Origin of the sequence: Burkholderia sp. Bp9143 (assembly GCF_003853645.1) — a bacterium.
In the GTDB taxonomy this organism is placed as follows: domain Bacteria; phylum Pseudomonadota; class Gammaproteobacteria; order Burkholderiales; family Burkholderiaceae; genus Burkholderia.
This window is the reverse complement of sequence record NZ_QTPO01000027.1, coordinates 1-18,161: the sequence shown is the minus strand read 5'-3', so window position 1 is coordinate 18,161 and position 18,161 is coordinate 1. Positions and strand designations below refer to the sequence as shown.

Annotated in this window: 17 protein-coding genes and 1 pseudogene; 13 read left to right on the top strand and 5 right to left on the bottom strand. The window is 59.8% G+C overall.

The genetic code is table 11. The features are described 5' to 3' along the window. Positions 1-61: 61 nt before the first annotated feature. Entirely contained in the window at positions 62-1,165 is a 1,104-nt protein-coding gene (locus DIE23_RS20780) for a LacI family DNA-binding transcriptional regulator (RefSeq protein ID WP_124613851.1), read from the top strand. Between the two features lie 99 nt (positions 1,166-1,264). On the opposite strand, the gene DIE23_RS20775 is transcribed toward DIE23_RS20780, so the two are convergent. Next, complete coding sequence (locus DIE23_RS20775) at positions 1,265-2,557, bottom strand: MFS transporter (protein WP_124613850.1); 1,293 nt, start codon at positions 2,555-2,557, stop codon at positions 1,265-1,267. A gap of 342 nt (positions 2,558-2,899) precedes the next feature. Between DIE23_RS20775 and DIE23_RS20770 the strand changes: the two genes are divergently transcribed. Both DIE23_RS20770 and DIE23_RS20765 read left to right on the top strand, forming a co-directional pair. Further along, entirely contained in the window at positions 2,900-4,366 is a 1,467-nt protein-coding gene (locus DIE23_RS20770; protein ID WP_124613849.1) for a DNA-3-methyladenine glycosylase 2 family protein, read from the top strand. Beyond that, complete coding sequence (locus DIE23_RS20765; RefSeq protein ID WP_124613848.1) at positions 4,363-4,902, top strand: methylated-DNA--[protein]-cysteine S-methyltransferase; 540 nt, start codon at positions 4,363-4,365, stop codon at positions 4,900-4,902. Before DIE23_RS20770 ends, DIE23_RS20765 begins: the two co-directional genes overlap by 4 nt. A gap of 36 nt (positions 4,903-4,938) precedes the next feature. On the opposite strand, the gene DIE23_RS20760 is transcribed toward DIE23_RS20765, so the two are convergent. After that, entirely contained in the window at positions 4,939-5,436 is a 498-nt protein-coding gene (locus tag DIE23_RS20760; protein WP_124613847.1) for an Lrp/AsnC family transcriptional regulator, read from the bottom strand. A gap of 156 nt (positions 5,437-5,592) precedes the next feature. On the opposite strand from DIE23_RS20760, the gene glmS reads away from it, so the two are divergent. Next, positions 5,593-7,422, top strand: a complete 1,830-nt coding sequence (gene glmS / locus DIE23_RS20755) for a glutamine--fructose-6-phosphate transaminase (isomerizing) (protein ID WP_124613846.1) — start codon at positions 5,593-5,595, stop codon at positions 7,420-7,422. Positions 7,423-7,890: 468 nt separating this feature from the next. Here the strand turns inward: glmS and DIE23_RS20750 are convergent, their stop codons facing one another. Genes DIE23_RS20750 through DIE23_RS40265 form a run of 3 tightly spaced genes read right to left on the bottom strand, consistent with a single transcriptional unit; the run spans position 7,891 to position 10,884 of the window. Next, complete coding sequence (locus tag DIE23_RS20750) at positions 7,891-8,385, bottom strand: Mov34/MPN/PAD-1 family protein (protein ID WP_124613845.1); 495 nt, start codon at positions 8,383-8,385, stop codon at positions 7,891-7,893. Beyond that, positions 8,370-9,194: a ThiF family adenylyltransferase gene (locus tag DIE23_RS20745; protein WP_260436126.1), complete on the bottom strand. Its 825-nt coding sequence runs from the start codon at positions 9,192-9,194 to the stop codon at positions 8,370-8,372. The genes DIE23_RS20750 and DIE23_RS20745 overlap by 16 nt, the downstream gene beginning before the upstream one ends. Next, complete coding sequence (locus DIE23_RS40265) at positions 9,100-10,884, bottom strand: hypothetical protein (RefSeq protein ID WP_260436125.1); 1,785 nt, start codon at positions 10,882-10,884, stop codon at positions 9,100-9,102. Before DIE23_RS40265 ends, DIE23_RS20745 begins: the two co-directional genes overlap by 95 nt. A gap of 453 nt (positions 10,885-11,337) precedes the next feature. On the opposite strand from DIE23_RS40265, the gene DIE23_RS20740 reads away from it, so the two are divergent. The 9 genes and pseudogenes from DIE23_RS20740 to DIE23_RS20705 all read left to right on the top strand — a co-directional run. After that, a complete protein-coding gene (locus tag DIE23_RS20740; protein ID WP_124613844.1) occupies positions 11,338-12,450 on the top strand; it encodes a hypothetical protein in 1,113 nt (370 codons plus the stop codon). 178 nt (positions 12,451-12,628) lie between these two features. Then, positions 12,629-13,837 (top strand): reverse transcriptase family protein, encoded by a 1,209-nt coding sequence (locus DIE23_RS20735; protein WP_124613843.1) that lies wholly within the window; start codon positions 12,629-12,631, stop codon positions 13,835-13,837. 190 nt (positions 13,838-14,027) lie between these two features. Then, a complete protein-coding gene (locus DIE23_RS39620) occupies positions 14,028-14,228 on the top strand; it encodes a hypothetical protein (RefSeq protein ID WP_175942419.1) in 201 nt (66 codons plus the stop codon). 999 nt (positions 14,229-15,227) lie between these two features. Then, positions 15,228-15,653 carry a hypothetical protein gene (locus DIE23_RS20730; RefSeq protein WP_124613924.1) on the top strand — a complete coding sequence of 142 codons (426 nt, stop codon included), beginning with the start codon at positions 15,228-15,230 and terminating at the stop codon, positions 15,651-15,653. Between the two features lie 24 nt (positions 15,654-15,677). Further along, positions 15,678-15,932, top strand: a complete 255-nt coding sequence (locus DIE23_RS20725) for a DUF2933 domain-containing protein (RefSeq protein WP_124613842.1) — start codon at positions 15,678-15,680, stop codon at positions 15,930-15,932. Beyond that, a complete protein-coding gene (locus DIE23_RS20720; RefSeq protein WP_124613841.1) occupies positions 15,916-16,572 on the top strand; it encodes an isoprenylcysteine carboxylmethyltransferase family protein in 657 nt (218 codons plus the stop codon). Before DIE23_RS20725 ends, DIE23_RS20720 begins: the two co-directional genes overlap by 17 nt. Before the next feature lie 72 nt (positions 16,573-16,644). Beyond that, positions 16,645-16,911: a DUF5676 family membrane protein gene (locus DIE23_RS20715; protein WP_124613840.1), complete on the top strand. Its 267-nt coding sequence runs from the start codon at positions 16,645-16,647 to the stop codon at positions 16,909-16,911. A gap of 141 nt (positions 16,912-17,052) precedes the next feature. Beyond that, positions 17,053-17,319, top strand: a pseudogene (locus DIE23_RS20710) (copper-transporting ATPase); the annotation flags it as partial. A 402-nt stretch (positions 17,320-17,721) separates the two neighbouring features. Beyond that, positions 17,722-18,161 (top strand): IS5 family transposase (locus tag DIE23_RS20705; RefSeq protein ID WP_124613839.1); only part of this gene is annotated, 440 nt, incomplete at its 3' end.

Here is an 18,161-nt window from a genome sequence, read left to right as displayed (position 1 = left end):
TGCAATCGGCCCAAATCGGAAAACGTTTTCCAACTATACGCGGGACAAAAGCCGAACGTCAATGGCTGAGCCCGTTCGCAGCCATCCGCACTTTCCCGATATCGGCCGGTGGCCGGACGCCGGCTTTTTCTGCCACAATCCGTTGCAATCGAACGAAAACGTTACCCTTCGGATGAAAAAAGTTTCCCCGACGATCCGCGACGTGGCGGCGGAAGCCGGCGTGTCGGTCGCGACGGTATCCAAGTACGTGAACGGCACGCAGCGCTTTTCGCCGACCGTCGAAGCGCGGCTCAAGGAAGCGATCGAGCGGCTCGGCTACCGTTCGAACCCGCTCGCGCGCTCGATGATCACCGGGCGCACGCGCACCATCGGCCTCGTGATCCTCGACATCAGCAACCCGTACTTCACCAACGTCGTCAAAGGCGCGAACCGCGTCGCGCTCCAGCACGACTACACGTTGCTGCTCGTCGATACCGAAGAGAACCAGGCGCGCGAACGCTCGCTGATCGAGGCGCTCGCGCAGCGCGTCGACGGGCTGATCGTCAGCACGCGGATGCCCGACGAGGAAGCCGGCTGGATGCTCGACCTGCACAAGCCGCTCGTGCTGCTGCGGCGCAGCCCCGGCCTGCCGATCCCGAGCGTCGGCATCGACAACCGGCTCGCCACCTACATGCTCGCGCGTCACCTGCTCAACCTCGGCCATACACGCATCGCGTACCTCGGCTTCGGAGCGGCGCGCGTGAACGACGAACGGATCCAGGGCGCGCGCGACTGCCTCGCCGAAGCGGGGCTCACGCTCGACGTGCACGACGCGCATGCGCCGACCGCCGACGCCGGCGAGCGCGCGTGCTCGCGCGTGATGCTCGGGCCGCAGCGTCCGCAGGCCGTGATCTGCTACAACGACCTGATCGCGCTCGGCTTCATGAAGGAAGCCGCGTCGCTTGGGTTCCGGCTGCCGCAGGACGTGTCCATCGCCGGCATCGACAACGTGCCGTACGGCGAATACGCGGCGCCCGCGCTGACCACCGTCGACATCCAGAGCGAGAACATGGGCGAGCTCGCGATGCAGAAGCTGATCGACGCGCTCGCCGGGCGCACCGACGCGAGCTATTCGACGTTCGAGCCGCGCCTCATCATGCGTGCGTCGACCGCCGCGGTGGGTTGAAGCGCGCGCCGCGTCCGCCACCGACCGCCTCTTCGCTTCTGCACATCGCAAATAAAAACGCGCCGCCTCCGGGCGGCGCGTTCGTTTGCCGGCACGCGATCACGCGTCGAGCTTCGCGGGCTTCATCTTCGGCGTGAGCATGTGCATGACCGCCAGCGCGACCAGGTAGGCCAGCGCGCCGATCGCGAACAGCACCCAGTAGTGGCCCGTGCGTTGCAGCACCTGGCCGATCACTTCCGAGAACAGCACGCCGCCGATCGAACCGGCCATCCCGCCGATGCCGACCACCGACGCGACCGCGCGGCGCGGGAACAGGTCGGACGCCGTCGTGAACAGGTTCGCCGACCAGCCCTGGTGCGCGGCCGCGGCGAGGCCGACGATCAGCACCGCGATCCACAGGTTCTGCACCTGCGACACGAACGCGATCGGCAGCACGCAGCACGCGCAGATCAGCATCGCCGTCTTGCGCGCGCCGTTCACGCTCCAGCCCGCGCGCAGCAGCGCCGACGACAGCCAGCCGCCGCCGATGCTGCCGACCGTCGTCAGCGCATAGATGCACACGAGCGGCAGACCGATATGCTGCATGTCCATCCCGCGCGACTCGTTGAGCCACTTCGGCAGCCAGAACAGGTAGAACCACCACACCGGGTCGGTCAGGAACTTGCCGATCAGGAACGCCCACGTCTCGCGCTTGCGGATCAGTTCGCCCCAGCGCGGCGCACCGGCGTCCGCGTTCGCCGCGTCGAGCGCTTCGGCTTCGTCGCGCGGCTCGTCGTATTCCGCGGCGAGCGCACGCGTGTCGGCCGGGCGATAGAGCACCAGCCACACCACGAGCCACACAATGCCGATCGCGCCGACGATCACGAACGCCGAACGCCACCCGTAGGCCACCGCGATCGCCGGGATGATCGCCGGTGCGAACACCGCGCCGATGTTCGCGCCCGAGTTGAAGATGCCGGTGGCGAGCGCGCGTTCGCGGCGCGGAAACCATTCGGCCGTCGTCTTGATCGCGGCCGGGAAGTTGCCGCCCTCGCCGATCCCGAGCAGCGCGCGCACCGCCGCGAAGCCCATCACGGAGCCGACCGCCGCATGCAGCATCGCCGCGATGCTCCACACCAGCATCGCGACCGCATACGAGATGCGCGTGCCGAGCCAGTCGACGATGCGCCCGAAGCCGAGCAGGCCGATCGCATAGAACGCGGAAAACGCCATCACGATGCGGCCGTACTGCACCTGGCTCCAGCCGATGTCGTGCTGGAGCATCGGCGCGAGCAGGCCGAGGATCTGTCGATCCATGTAGTTGATGACGGTCGCGAAGAACAGCAGCGCACAAACGGTCCAGCGGTAGCGGCTGGCGGCCGCGCGCACCGCGCCGACGACGGCAGATTGCATGAGTGTCTCCGATGCGCGGCCGCGCCCGTCGCGCCGCTGGATGTTGCCTGTCCGTGACCGGCGACGGGCGCCGGGGCGGGCGGCGGCCCGCCCCTTGCGTGGCGCGGCCGCTCGTCCGTCAAGTTCTGGAAAACGTTTTTCAAAGGATAGGGCGTGGCCCGGTGCCGTGTCAGTCGGGGATTTCGATGAGTCATCTCAAAATCGGTCGCGCAAAAAGAGATGACTGTTTTGCGGGATGGCATTAACCGTTTTTCCGGGATTTTCCCCCGTGCGAAACGGGGCCATGACGCGGGCCGGCGCGTCGATACACATGTCCGATTCCAGCCAGAACCGATGGCGCGGATGGTTTACAGTCGTCGCATGCGCCTCGATCCCGACACCTGCTACGACGCCCTGCTTTCGCGGAACCGCCGCTTCGACGGCTGGTTCTTCGTCGGCGTGTCGACGACCGGCGTGTATTGCCGCCCCGTCTGCCCGGTGAAACCGCCGAAGGCGCGGAACTGCAGTTACTACCCGACCGCCGCCGCCGCGGAGAAAGCCGGCTTTCGCCCGTGCATGCGCTGCCGGCCCGAGCTTGCGCCCGGTCACGGGCTGCTCGACCTGTCCGGCAATCTCGCCGACGCGGCCGCCACGCTGATCGACGACGGTTTCCTGAACGCGCGCTCCGTCGACGCGCTCGCGCAGCGGGTCGGCGTGACCGAGCGCCATCTGCGCCGGATCTTCGCCGCACAGTTCGGCGTGTCGCCGGTCGAATTCGCGCAGACGCACCGGCTGCTGATGGCCAAGCGCCTCCTGACCGATACCGCGCTGCCCGTGGCCGTCGTCGCGTCGACTGCCGGGTTCGGCAGCGTGCGGCGCTTCAACGATCTGTTCCGGCAACGCTACGGCCTCAATCCGCTGCGCTTGCGCAAGGGCGCCGGTGCGTCCGCCGGCGGCGACATGACGTTCCCGCTGCCCTACCGGCCGCCGTTCGCGTGGCCCGAGTTGATGCGCTTTCTCGCGCAGCGACAGATCGACGGCGTCGAGCGGATCGACGCGCATGGTTATGCGCGGGTCGTCGCGCTGCCGAGCGGCAACGGTCAATTAACCGGCTGGCTGTCCGTCACGCACGTGCCGCAGCGGTTCGCGCTCGCGGTCACCGTGTCGCCCGCGCTGACGCCCGTCGTGCCGGCCGTGCTCGCGCGCGTGCGCCGGCTGTTCGATCTCGACAGCCGCCCCGACGTGATCGACGCGCATCTCGGCGAACTCGCCGACGGCACGCCCGGACTGCGCGTGCCCGGCGCGTTCGACGGGCTCGAGATTGCTTTGCGCGCGATCGCGGGTGAACAGTTGGCGACGACGCAGGCAGGCGCGGTGCTGGCGCGTGTGGCCGAGCGCTTCGGCACGCCGGTGGACCACGCGCCGCCGGGGCTCACGCATGCGTTGCCTTCTGCCGCAACGCTGGCCAGTGCACCGCCGACGGCGCTCGAGGCAATCGGCGTGACACGTGATGCGGCGCGAGCGATCGTGTCGCTGGCACGCGCGATCGCCGAGGGTACGCTCGCGCTCGAACCGATGGCGCCGCTCGACGCGACACTGGCCGCGTTGCGCGCGCTGCCCGGTTTCGACGAACGCGCGGTGCAGTACGTCGCGATGCGGGCGATGGCCTGGCCGAACGCGTTCCCCGCCGACGAAGCGTGGCTTGCGCCGCGCGCCGCCGCCGAACGGCCGCGTATCACATCATCCGCGCCGCATGCGGCGCGCTGGGCGCCGTGGCGCGCGTACGCCGCACTGCATGTGTGGCGCCTTCATGGAGAAGTTTCGCGATGACTCCCGCTCATCTGATTCCGAGCCCGCTGGGCGACATCGCCATGCGTATCGAGGACGATGCGCTGACGGGCCTTTTTTTCGTCGGCCAGAAATACTATCCGTCGCTGGCGATCGTTGCGGACGCGAACACGGACGCACGCGTCGCGTCGCCGCCCGCGCGCAAGGTTGCGGAAGAAATCGCCGAATATTTCGCCGGCACGCGCGAAACCTTCTCGGTGCCGATTCATCTGCGCGGCACCGCGTTCCAGCGCAGCGTGTGGAAGGAACTGCTCGCGATTCCGTTCGGCGAACTCGTGTCGTACGGCGCCATCACCGAACGCGTCGGATTACCGATGAGTGCAGCGCGCGCCGTCGGTGGCGCGATCGGCCGCAACCCGGTGGCGATCATGGTGCCGTGCCATCGCGTGATCGGCGCGTCGGGCAGCCTGACCGGGTATGCGGGTGGCATTGAGCGCAAACGCGCGTTGTTGTCGCTCGAGGGTGCAGGGTTCGCGCGCGGAGAACGTTATCCGGTACAGCAGACGCTCGCGTTCTGACGTCGCACATTTACCGTCCGGCGAGCACGGTATGACCTAATCGTCGCTCCGTTTGCGCATCGCATGCGCGACCCGCGCGTTCGCCTCGAACTTCGCGCGATGCGTCGAGAAGAACGTCCGCACGTTGCGCACGTTCGATGCACCGGTGAACAGCCGCCGCGCGAACGCGTCGTATTCGGCGACGTCGGCCAGATCGGCCAGCACCACGAAGTCCGGCCCCGGCGACACACGGTAGCACTGCGTGACCGCCGGCTCCGCGCACACGTAGGCTTCGAACGCGTCGTAGTCTTCGGCCGTCTGCCGGTCGAGGCTGATCTCGATCAAGGCCGTGACCGCCGTGCCGATCGCGACCGGATCGAGCACCGCGACCTGGCGGAGGATCACGCCCGCTTCCGTCAGCCGCCGCACGCGACGCATGCAGGTCGGCGGCGACGACAGCGCGCGCTCGGCGAGTTGCAGGTTCGACACCGATGCGTCGTCCTGCAGGATCGCGAGAATGCGCAGGTCGAGATCGTCGAGCGTGATGCCGGCCATTCGCGGCTCCTTCCGGTCAGGATGTGAAATTTAATTTCAGCATGATATCTGATCGCCGGTTCGTTTCACTTGTTAACGTATTTTGAAATTTAATTCCATCCAACCGCTTCTACCATCGCTGTCACGGGTCCAGACAGGACATTTACGGAGCGCGATATGTGTGGAATTGTCGGGGCGGTTGCCCAGCGGGACATCCTGCCGAACCTCGTCGACGGGCTGAAGCGGCTCGAATACCGCGGCTACGACTCGTGCGGCGTCGTGGTCTATCGCGACCGTGCGCTGGCACGCGCGCGCAGCGTCGACCGCGTCGCCAACCTGCAGCGCGAAATCGCCGCACATGCGCTGTCGGGCTACACCGGCATCGCGCATACGCGCTGGGCGACGCACGGCGCGCCCGTCACGCTCAACGCGCATCCGCACTTCTCGCCCAGCGACGACAACGCGCGCATCGCGCTGTCGCACAACGGGATCATCGAGAACTGCGATCAACTGCGCGCGGAACTCCAGGCGCACGGCTACGTGTTCGCGAGTCAGACCGACAGCGAGGCGATCGCGCACCTGATCGATCACCTGTACGACGGCGACCTGTTCGACGCGGTGCGCCGTGCCGTCGCGCGACTGCGCGGCAGCTATGCGATCGCGGTGATGTGCCGCGACGAACCGCACCGGATCGTCGGTGCGCGCGACGGGATGCCGCTCGTCGTCGGTGTCGGGGATGGCGAGAATTTCCTGGCGTCGGATGCGATCGCGTTGTCGGGTATCACCGATCGCATCACTTACCTCGAGAACGGTGATGTCGCCGATATCCAGCTGCATCGTTACTGGATCGTCGATGCGGCCGGCCAGCGCGTCGAGCGCGCGGTGCAGCGGGTTGCGGCGCATAGCGGCGCGGCCGACCTCGGGTCGTATCGCTACTACATGCAGAAGGAAATCTTCGAGCAGCCGCAGGCGGTGGCCGATACGCTGCTCGATGTCGCGTCGATCATGCCCGAGCTGTTCGGCGACGGCGCGTGGCGCGTGTTCAACGACGTCGATTCAGTGTTGCTGCTCGCGTGCGGCGGCAGTTATCACGCGGCGTTGACCGCGAAGTACTGGATCGAGAGCATCGCGAAGCTGCCGGCGAGTGTCGAGATCGCGAGCGAGTTTCGCTATCGCGACAGCGTGCCGAATCCGCGCACGCTGGTCGTCGCGGTGTCGCAGAGCGGCGAGACCGCCGACGTGCTCGGCGCCGTGCATGTCGCGAAGCAGCGCGGGATGATGCATACGCTCGCGATCTGCAACGTCGCGACGAGTGCGCTGATGCGCGAATGCGCGCTGCAGTTCGTCACGCGGGCGGGGATCGAGATCGGGGTGGCTTCGACGAAGGCTTTTACTACGCAGCTCGTGGCGTTGTTCTTGCTGACTTTGTCACTGGCGCAGGTGCGTGGGCGGTTGAGTGACGACGAGGAGAAGGCGCATTTGCGTGCGCTACGGCATCTGCCCGATGCGATGTCGAAGGTGCTCGCGCTGGAGCCGCAGATCATGGGTTGGTCGGAGCTGCTCGCGCGACGCGACAACATGCTGTTTCTCGGGCGCGGGATGCATTATCCGATCGCGCTGGAAGGGGCGCTGAAGATGAAGGAGATTTCTTATATCCATGCGGAGGCTTATCCCGCGGGGGAATTGAAGCATGGGCCGCTGGCGCTGGTCAGTAATGAAATGCCGGTTATCGCGGTGGCGCCGAATGACGTGCTTCTGGAAAAGCTCAGGTCGAACATGTATGAGGTCAGTGCTCGGAATGGCAAGCTTTTTGTGTTCGCGGATGTGGACTGCGGGTTGGTGCCGAGCGAGGGGATCGAGGTGATTCGGCTCAACGAGTACTACGGGCCGCTGTCGCCGATTCTGCATACGGTGCCGATGCAGCTACTGGCCTATCACGCGGCGTTGGCGAGGGGGACGGATATTGATAAGCCGAGGAATCTGGCGAAGTCGGTGACGGTGGAGTAGCAAGCGCCGGATGCTTGTGGGGTGTGCCCAGGTGCATTAGTTTCGGTTACAAAGCCTCGATTCAGTTTTGGTTACGCAGCTCTTTCCGGCCGCTGAGCCGCACCTGGCAAGCGGTAACCAAAACTAATGCCTCACGGGGCGATGGAGCATTTTCTAGCGCCCTTCGTTTGCACACGGCATCCCGGATTTCGCCTTCACGACGCATCAGCCCAAGGAAGCCGCCGTCGAGCCAAGAGGACTCCACGCGAGCCGTGCGGCGAGCGACGCCGACCGAGCATATGTCTTCAGCAGCTGCGCCCATGGAGGAAGATTTGAAGCATGGGCGCGCGATAGATGATGCTGGTTAGACGCTTAGGCAGCGACGGACCAGGGCGCATGCCATCACATGACCCGAACGCTCTCCGGCCGTCAATGTTCCACCTTGAGGTGACATCCTGCGGCTTCACCATTGCGGTGAACATTCGTCCGCTATTCTGTTCTACTTTCGCTAGGCACGTCGGCAGTTTCCCCACGCAGTTCGCCACGTCGGCCCGCTCCGACCCACAGCACGTTGCGAGTACCAAGAATCAGAAACATCATGGACTCGCTTTTTTTCGCGCAAATCTTTCGCCATTCCCCGGTGTCGATTGACGACGGTGTAGGGACAGCTTCCGGATGGGTATGCCACTCACCGAGGTAGTCCATTGTCTCGCGCTCGGCTTTCCAGAGGTCAAGGGCTATTTTCTGATGCCCATGTGCCTGTCGTCGAAAACCGTAACGGTGTTGGGTGTCACCTGGTTGTGGAGTCGTCACCATCGACACGTGAAGATGCAAGCCCCGTCGATAGCCCAGCAAGATGCCACCGGACTCTGGCGCTGTAGGGTCCGTTTGCCGAAAGCCCATCAACGTCGACAGTACGAACGGTTCAATCAGAATTCGCGCGTCTTCGTGGAACGGGTGTCGAAGAATCAGAGCTGCTGGCATGCGGGACATCCGTTCGTCGGGGCGATATCCTGGTTCTTGATGCGTTGGGCATCAGCCGTTTCCAGATAACGGGTACGAAATCTTGGGCTGACTGCACCCTTCAGCCAATCACTGACCATATCGGCAGCTAATGCCGCCGCGGACATGGGAGCAGAAACCGCATAGGGAGTAAACGAGCTACACCCCCGGAATTTCGTTCGAGGCGGATTCGTCAGGACCGGGAACCGGTCCTGACGATAGTTGGACCCGATTCCCTGACGCAGACACTGAAAACAGCCGAACTTCGATGAATCGGACCACAGCGCCTGGACACACTCACCGTTCCCCTTTACCCACACGTACAGAACGGGTCCAAGCCGATGTGCCATGTGCGAGGCGTTCACGAGACTGCTCAGGGCCTCTTCCCCGGTCGCTTCAATGATGAGGTCCGTCGCAAAAAACTGGTCGTTCAATCTAGGCGTGTCCCACTGTGCCTCGACCTGCAGATACGGAAACTGCCGAATGAGCTCCTCGCGAAGAGCAACGGCCTTGTTCTGGTACAGAGACGGAAATCCCAGAGCGTGCCGTCCCAAGTTGTCAGGCTCAAGCTGTCCTACGTCGACGAGTCGCAACAAGCCACCTTTCCCGGTGCCAGCGCCCAGCCGTACCAATGCCTGCGCCAGATACCCGCCAATCGCTCCACAGCCTATGAGCGTCAGCCGCTTTCCAACCAGACTAGGAAATTCCAAGTTTCGCGAGTGGATATAGGATGGGCCGATTTCGTCGAGCCGAAGTCGCAAAACCGCTGCGTCCCCACCACCGTTGTGCATGTAGTGCCGATAGTGCTTCGGCGTGTTGGCGTATCGGTGGGACTGAATCGCCGATATTGGCTTCATACTCACGCAACCGTGCCAGGCCCGGAAACTCGTCAATCGCGCGGGCTATGAGGCGGCGCGCGGAATCCTCATCACCAGCAAGCCTATACAATTCAGCGATGGTGAGCGCCCCCGCTGCACCGAGAACGGTACCAACATTCAGTTTTTTGCTTCCATATCTACGTCGAATGTATGTGTCGAATATCGTTTCGCAGCTTTCTGCGCTCCAAGGCGGCAAATGACCTCCATAGACGTACAAAAAGAATCCTTCGGGGCATTCCGTGTCCAACTCGCTAATGAAATTGTCCATGCGCTTCCGATAACGATACCTTTCCTCTTTTGACAGGAAGTGAGAGAACCAAAAGTGAAGCGCAATTAGTGGCCGTCGTTGCTCAGGTTTTGCCAGTGACGGCAACAGCATCTCAATTTTTTCTGTGACGCCGCGAATGTCTGTGACTGGCGAAGCACTCAGCAGCGCCTGCTCGACTTGCTCTAAGAATCCATTCAAATACAAATAAGCAGATTGGACGGAATATCCCTCCGCATTATGTATCCACATACTTGGCGCAAGCGGCGCCCGCAATAGATTGGGGAAGTCGTCCATGTATGCGACTTCCTCGGATTCTGTCGTCGGGGCGCGAGAAATAAACTCGAGAATTACAGTGCGCGCAACGCGTGCTAGCCCCTCAAACGTCAAAAAGGGCATGCCATCCACGGCCATCAAATCGGTCAATGCCATCGGCGATGCCAGCAGTCGCGGTATCGACTTCAGCGCGTGGACATAACCTGAACGGACGTTATACGCATTCTTCAGCGCAACTTCCAAGTCCCCCTTACCTACTGGCGCTACTCGCCCCTCGGCTTCGCCCCGAAAAAAATCGCGACCAAGATGAGCCAAGGTAAATTCGCGAAACCTTCGGCTGACAGCAATATGTTCTGCCCCAAGGATTGCTTCGCGAACAGCGAGCGCGACATCAGTGGGCGCCCCTTCGAGAGCGCGGTCAACAGGCTGTCGTTTCTTCTGGTCGTAATCGTCCCACTCAGGGCTAAAATCATCGAACTCCTGCGCGAGCGATTCGATAGCGGCAACCAACAGGGCATACGCAAGGTCTAGGTCATCGGCCAGACGATGAGTTGCCGTCACGTACCGTCGAATCGCTTTCATTGCGCCAGAAAACGATTTTCGCTCGAGCTTGAGCAGGTCGTCCAAGAAGGTGGAGAGACGCTGGCCGGCCTGGACGTCGTACGGCAATGACATATCAAACATTTTTGATACGTATTGCTTGGGAAGTTTGGGAATACCTAGTGGCGGCCGTTGCGCGGTAAGCAGGCGCATCGCCAAGTCGTGGTCTGGTGTCAGTAGGCGCTGTAGGGAAAACGAAGATACTGCGGCAAAATCATGAATGAATGCATCCGGGCCGACCGACAGAATTACGCCTACTGCGCGAACGTTCGGCTGGCGTTCGATGACCTCACATACGAGGGTTTCGATATCTCCCCAACGCGCTGCGGGTGATAAATTGCCGGCCGGTGTAGTGATGCAATCGCCCGGCAACGTATGGAGGTTCGAATACAGCACGCCTCGATGAATCGTGTCGTAGGTTTCGTTGGTGTTGAAAAACTTGCCAGTGCTGATTTGGAGCATTGTTTTATCCGTGGGCTAGTCCCTGCGCCACGAATTCTTGGTGCACTCGTGACTCTGGTTGTTGCACGTAACACACTAGCGTGTCTACATCATTTTCCCCATCGGAGTCAATGAAGGACGCCGGTCTGACCTGGGGCGTGAGATGAGAAACTCAACGGAGGTCGGCGGGCATGGTCCATGGGTAGCAGCGCGGACGTAGTCGTTGGGCTGGGGGAAGCATTGACCGCCTAGCTGCAGATGAGACGGATGCGATAATATCGGAGGCACGCCATCTTTCACTGGGAATCCATGTCTCTCGCTCCAGCGCTTACCACGAGTGTGCTTAAGACTGCGACGAGAGGCGAGTGGCTCGACCAGTTCAGTTCTTCTGACCGACCATTTGCGGAAAAGCTACTCAACGCGGTCCACGTCGTATCGCATGATGAGTTTTTCAATGTCATGTGTACGCTTATCATGGGTGCGTTCGACCGGAAAGAAGGCGCGGTAGGCCTGTATCCCGAGAGGGAGGTGCGAAAGCGGCTAGGTGTACCTCATCGACTGTTCAAGGAGCGCCTTTCCGCTCGTAAACGGCCGAGTCGGAAGAAAAAAAGAAGTGCGTTCGGAGAAGCGCCGGCTGTATTCGCTCGAATGAGAGGTGACCGAATAGAGGTCGGTAGTGAAGGCGTCGTCGCCTCTCTTATTGGTCAGCTTGCCAGACGCCAGCCCAATCGATATGTCTCTGTACCAGGCCCAGGATTAATCAGAAAGAAGCACATACGTCATTTTGCCGTGGTCACCGATTTTATCGGAAGCGGCGACCGAATTTGCGACTACTTGAATAGTGCATGGTCGGTACGCTCAGTACGGAGTTGGCATTCCTCTAAGTTGATTCGGTTTACGGTTTTTGCATACTCAGGTACTCGTCAAGGTGTAGCGAGAATAAAAAACCATCCGTCGTCGCCGACAATAGTGACGGCTCGGGAGGCGCCTACGATTCGCACTCAGTTTGACCGACCGGATTGGTCAGCCCTGAGAAACATATGTGTCAAGTACAACCGTGGTTTACCGTCGCGCGCTTTGGGTTATCAAAATGGCGAAGTCTTATTGTCATTTAAGCACGGCTGCCCAAACAACGTGCCTGCTATTTTTCACGATGACACAGATAAATGGAAGCCAATTTTCCTCAACCGAACATCTATCAGAACAAGTGACAGTCTTGGCTCAAAACTTAAAGAATTTGATTTCTTTGCTGCTTTTTCTGCACTTAAATTTCCAGAATACGCTCAAGGCAAAAAATTTCTGACGCTACCGCTGCAAAGCAAGAAGCTTGTGCTTTTTTTAGCCGCACTGAGAGCAGGTCTACGTTCTGCTGAGGCTCAGTGTGACCGACTTGGGCTAGGGTTGCATGAACTCGCTGCGCTGAAGATATTGGCAATGAAGCATCAACTGGTGACCAGCGAAAACCGGCTAACCGATTTGGGAATTGGAAGCCTGGATACATTGCTCTCAAACGCTCGGGACGGCAATTTGAGGGTGACATCGCCCCCATCCGTGTACTATTATCCTACGCAGCTGAGGGTTCCATAAGTATCTAGAGTGTCTCTGAAGGCTCGGGCTCGGCCCACGGTCGGATGAGGGTCCTTGCTTCGGCGAGGATGGGCTACCTGTCTGGTAGTCCACGTTGGAACTTGCGATTAGAGAAGCGATTGGCACCTCCCTCAAAAGACGCTGCGTGGCCTAAGCACGGGAGGCGCCAATAGCATCCATGGATGTCGAACGGATGGTAGATACGATGTCAATGTGGGACCCTCAGCTCTTCCAGTATGACGCCCCGTCCAACACGCCTCAAGACGTGCTCGACGCTGCAACGCAAACCGCCGCATTGTTGGCGCGTCCCGACCTTCCACCGCTATTTACTCTTAGGCACCTGGAACATAGGACAGGAGTACCCTATAAGTTTCTACGGGCAATCGTATCTCGGTCTCGCGGCGAATATCCGTATCGAGTCTTTCGGCTAAAGAAGCCTAGCGCTGGCGGAGAGGAACGCTATCGATGGATAGCCGCGCCTCATCCACTTTTGCTGCGTGTCCAGCGCTGGATTAATACGGAAATTCTTTCAAAATTGCAGCAGCATCCTGCGAGCTTTGCCTATCGCAGTGGTCGTTGCGCTTTTGACGCGGCTCAGAGGCATCAGCAAGCTCGGTGGCTGGTCAAAGCTGATGTCACTAACTTTTTCGAGTCAATTCTGGAACCAGATGTTTACTCAATTTTTCGGGCAGCTGGGTACCAGCCTTTGATAGCTTTTGAGCTCGCTCGCATCTGCACCCGAGTACGTACAGTGGACGAAACCAATGCAAAAGACTTGCGAAACTCACGGACAAAGAGTCGGGCGTATAAAATTCAGGCATACCGTAGCGGCTATATCGGGCACCTGCCGCAAGGGGCTGCCACGAGCCCGGTGCTGGCCAATCTCGTCGCCAATCCGCTAGACGTTACCCTCAGTCAAATCGCAATTCGCACCGGATTTCGTTATACGAGGTACGCTGATGACATTGCATTTTCATCTGCGTCACCTGACACCACCCGTGCAGACGCCGTTAAGGTAGCTGGTGCAATCCATAGTGCGCTCTATAAGCATGGCTTCTCACCGAATTTGGCTAAGTCGGTCATTCGGGGCCCAGGTCACCGACGGATAGTTCTCGGGCTGCTCGTGGACGGAGACAGGCCAAGGCTCACTTCGGAATTCAAGGACGCATTGACGCTACACCTAAGGCATCTCGAAATGAGTGGTCCAGTTGAGCACGCCAAAGCTCGTGGCTTTCACTCCATCGTCGGGTTGAAACACCATATTGACGGATTAATCGCTTATGCGAAGGGCGTTGATAGCGCGTTCGCGGCGAAGTGTGCACAAAAACTGGGACGTATAAGCTGGCCCGTATTGACTCCTTTTGACCTGGATGCCATTTTGCCGTAAATTTTGTGCTGGCCGGATTTGCTACCCCACTGCATTCTCGGCCAAAACTCGCAGAAGGCCGCAATGCCCATCTGGGGACCACGCTCCGCCGCCGAATTGCCGAGGATTTTGCTGTCTCGATGCTTCATTTTCGAGACGTCGGCTGAGAGCCGTGAGCGCACAAAACCCGTTGGTGATATGCGAGAGCATCTTGCTGATGCTCGCCTCTGCTGACGAGGTTACCGTCTGCGGGCTCATTCAGACGATGGCAATGTGCCCGCTCAGGCGCTACCCGCTCAATGTCGACCTTGAAGCTTCGGCCGCCGCATTGCCTGGGGTCGCCGATGATTGCTGCGCTTGCAATGAGTTTGAGTTCCGCATCTGCCGTCTCGAACACGCTGAGATTTCGTAACGCCAAAATTTGAACAGCGCCGAACTCTGAAGCAATTTAACCAACCCGCTTCGATTCGCGAATGAAGTGTGTGTCAGGGCGTGACGGGAGACTCGGTCTAGGGGCCTCCCCGCGGTTCCCAGCGTACGTAACTCAATGTATTGCAAAAGCGAGTGTTCGGACGTTGACGGTGGTCACGCAAACATACGTACGACTTGACGTCGTCGGGTCGGCCACGGAAGCCATTGATTTGCCGAGAGAGTTCGGGCGTAACCAAAACCAGCGGTGACGCGTAACCAGAATTAATGCGCCTCGGCAGGTGTGCTAAGTTGCATTAATTCCTGTTACGGGGCGCTCGATTTAGGTTTGGTTACGAGGGCCTTTTGTGCCGCTAAACCTTTCCTGACAAGGCGTAACTGAAACTGTTGTCAAAGGGGCGCCGGAGCTTTTTTCGGCGCCCCTTTTTTGCGATTGCCTTGCAGATTTCACAAATTGCACAGGAGCGACGCCCCATTGAGCGGACGTTCGCGGCCTCATTGTCGGCCTGAGCTGCCACCCTCCAGACCTTTCAGCCACCCAACGCCCGTCACCTACCAGTCAATGGACGACGACCTTTTGCTTCGGTTCCTTACTTGCCACTCGCTTGGACGACCTCACATTTCCGGATGCGCTAGCATTTCTCGAACAACGCGTTGAAAACGTACTCGAAAAGTTGCAGTCATTTCATGCTGAGGGCTACGAAACATTGCACTATCACGATACGTTGCATTCGACGCTTGTGCGTACGGCCGGGCGAAACACGAACTCCGGGTGCCTTACGGCCGCCGAACATGCGTTGGTCGAAGCTTAATCGCATTCACACAGGTTGCCGGCACTTCGACGCGGCACGTCTGGGCCGTGCTACGTACGAAGAATTCGGTTCGTGATTCTTTGAGCCACGTCAAGCCGTCGAAGCGGCGTCAGCATAGAGTGGTTTCACGGTTCAACCGGCTCTCAAGAACTATTCTCGTGAAGAACAAGATGGCATTCCCGCAAAAACTCGCAATCGCAATTGCGACGCTCGGCATGGTCAGTGCCGTTGCAATCGCTGGTACGCCGGCGGCCGCCGACAATGCAGCTCACGATGCCCATCATCCCAGTAAAGCGGCCGCAAAAGCGCCAAGCGAGGCGAACCGCGAAGCGGACGACCAAATGCAGAGCATGCGTGCAATGCACGAAAAGATGATGAACGCGAAGACGCCTCAGGAACGCGCTGCCCTGATGGACGAGCAGATGAAAGTCATGCAGAACGGTATGAGCATGATGGGAATGATGGGCGCCCATTCATCCGGCATGCCGATGTCGTCGCGACAGGAGAGTATGGAAAAGCGCATGGACATGATGCAAATGATGATGCAGGCAATGATGGACCGTCAGGCTGCGCAGGAGCATCCGGCCGAGAAGTAAGGCCGTTCGAGATGGGTGGCAGGCATGAATGACAGCTCACATGGCGCTCGGCCGTTCTGGAAATCGCGGTCAGCCATTGCATTTGTAGCGTTCGCTGCAATAGCACTATTCCTCTTGCTTTCCGAACACCGCGCCCACTTCCTCGGAGTATTGCCATATCTGCTGTTGCTCTCGTGCCCGCTGATGCATCTGTTTATGCACCACGGGCACGGGCACGATGGGACGAAATCGACCGAAGGGCGTTCTGATTCGGGAGACGGTCATGACCAGCATCGGTGACGGTTACGGGCTATGGAGCCTCGTAGCTATCAATTCTCTTGTCTTCATCATCTTCGCGTTCAGCTTCTTCAAGCCGGCGACAAAGCGGGACTGGCGGTCGTTCGGTGGATTCTCCGCCTTTATCGTCGCGCTATTCGCAGAAATGTATGGGTTTCCACTCACCATCTATTTGCTATCGGGCTGGTTGCAGACGAGGTCTCCGCAAACAAATTTTCTGTCGCACGATGCGGGACACCTCTGGTGGACTTTGACCGGCAGGCACGGCGACCCGCATGGCGGACTTCCGCATCTTCTCAGCTTCTTCTTGATATTGGGCGGTTTCTACTTGCTGTCCACGGCGTGGCACGTCCTGTATGAAGCTCAGCGTGCCAAGGAGTTGGCGACCACCGGACCCTACGCGAGAATCCGACACCCTCAGTACGTCGGGTTCGTCGTCATCATGCTGGGTTTTCTGCTCCAGTGGCCCACGCTCGTGACTCTGGCTATGTTCCCCATTCTAGTGTTCATGTACGTTCGACTAGCGATACAAGAGGAGCGCGATTCGGAGATACAGTTCGGCGCGGCGTGGCGTGAATACGCAGCACACACGCCGCGCTTTGTACCTAATTTGTTTGGGAAACGCCCGGCCCAAATACATTGAATTCAGGCGGCTCACCCATAGCCGACGCTGCTGCCGGACTCCATCGTAATCTTCCGGGATGAGGAGGCTGCAATGAAGCCCTTCAAGACTGGCGTGACACTTTCAGCCACGGTTGTGCTCTTCTATCTCCTATGCACACTTGTATGGATGGCACTTCCTGAACCGTTCATGAATTTCATGAACGCTCTTTTTCACGGACTCGATTTCCGGCGCCTTCAGACGGGCGAGCCAGTGTCCTGGTGGTTTGTTATCTATCCGGCCTTCGTGTTTGCGGTCTGGTTCTTTGCAGCCGGCGCCTTCTTCGCGTGGTTACACAACCGCCTCCATGGACAGAACTGACGCATTGCTCAACACATCGGGGCGTCGCCGATGGCGCCCTCTGATGATTTAGCAATATAGTCTCACTGTACGCAACTGACGTACCGGCTAGCCTCAGTAAAGGCGACGCGCGTGTTAGCACCGCCGTCACGGCAACACCGAATGAGCAGCGCTCAGGTGACGCTCGTCAAGGGCGACTTGCGCGGTATCGCGCGGGCGCGAGAACTGTCAGAAGCAACTGTCGCGAACATGAAGCAAAATCTTGGCTTCGCGTTCGTTTACAACGCGCTCGGGGTTCCGTTGGCGGCCGGGGTACTTTACCCGTTCACGGGGCTGCTGCTCTCGCCGATGATTGCGGCGCTTGCAATGAGTTCGAGTTCCGCATCTGTCATCTCGAACGCGCTGAGATTGCGTAACGCCAAAATTTGAGCGGCGCCGAACTCTGAAGCAACTTAAGCAACCCGCTTCGATTCGCGAATGAAGTGTGCGTCAAGGCGTAACGGGAGACTCGGTCTCGGGAGCCACCCACGCAGTTCCCAGCGTACGTAGCTCAAACTATTGCAAAAACGAGTGTTCGGGTGTTGACGGTGGACATGCAAACATACGTACGATTTGACGTCGTCGGACCGGCCACGCAAGCCATTGATTTTACGAGAGATTTATGGCGCAACCAAAACCAGCGGTGACGCGCAACCAGAATTGATGCACATCAGCAAATTGGCAACTTCGAATAGGTTCACTTAAGGAAACACTGATTTATCCGGCTCGGCGGTCATCGCTGACGTAGCCGAGGACGTTGTAGAAGACAGTTCACGGAACGAATCCACGACGATGAAACGGCAAATGAGCTTTGCGGAAGCGGAAAGCGCGGGCAAGAAGCGCGTGACCCGGCGCCAGCGTTTCCTGGACGAGATGGAGAAGCTGGTGCCGTGGTCGCGGTTGCTGATGGCAATCGAGCCGTACTACCCGAAGGGCGAGCGTGGCCGCCCGCCGATCGGTCTGGAGCGGATGCTGCGAATCTACTTCCTGCAGCAGTGGTACAGCCTGTCGGACGGAGGGCTGGAGGATGCGCTGTACGACAGCATCGCGATGCGGGCCTTCGCCGGGATAGATCTGGCCGTCGAGACCGTGCCGGATGCGACCACGCTGCTGAAGTTCCGGCGCCTGCTGCTTGAACATGACCTGACGCGCAAACTGTTCGACGAGATTGGCATCTCGCTGTGCGAACGCGGGCTGATGATGAAGGAAGGCACGCTGGTCGATGCGACGAT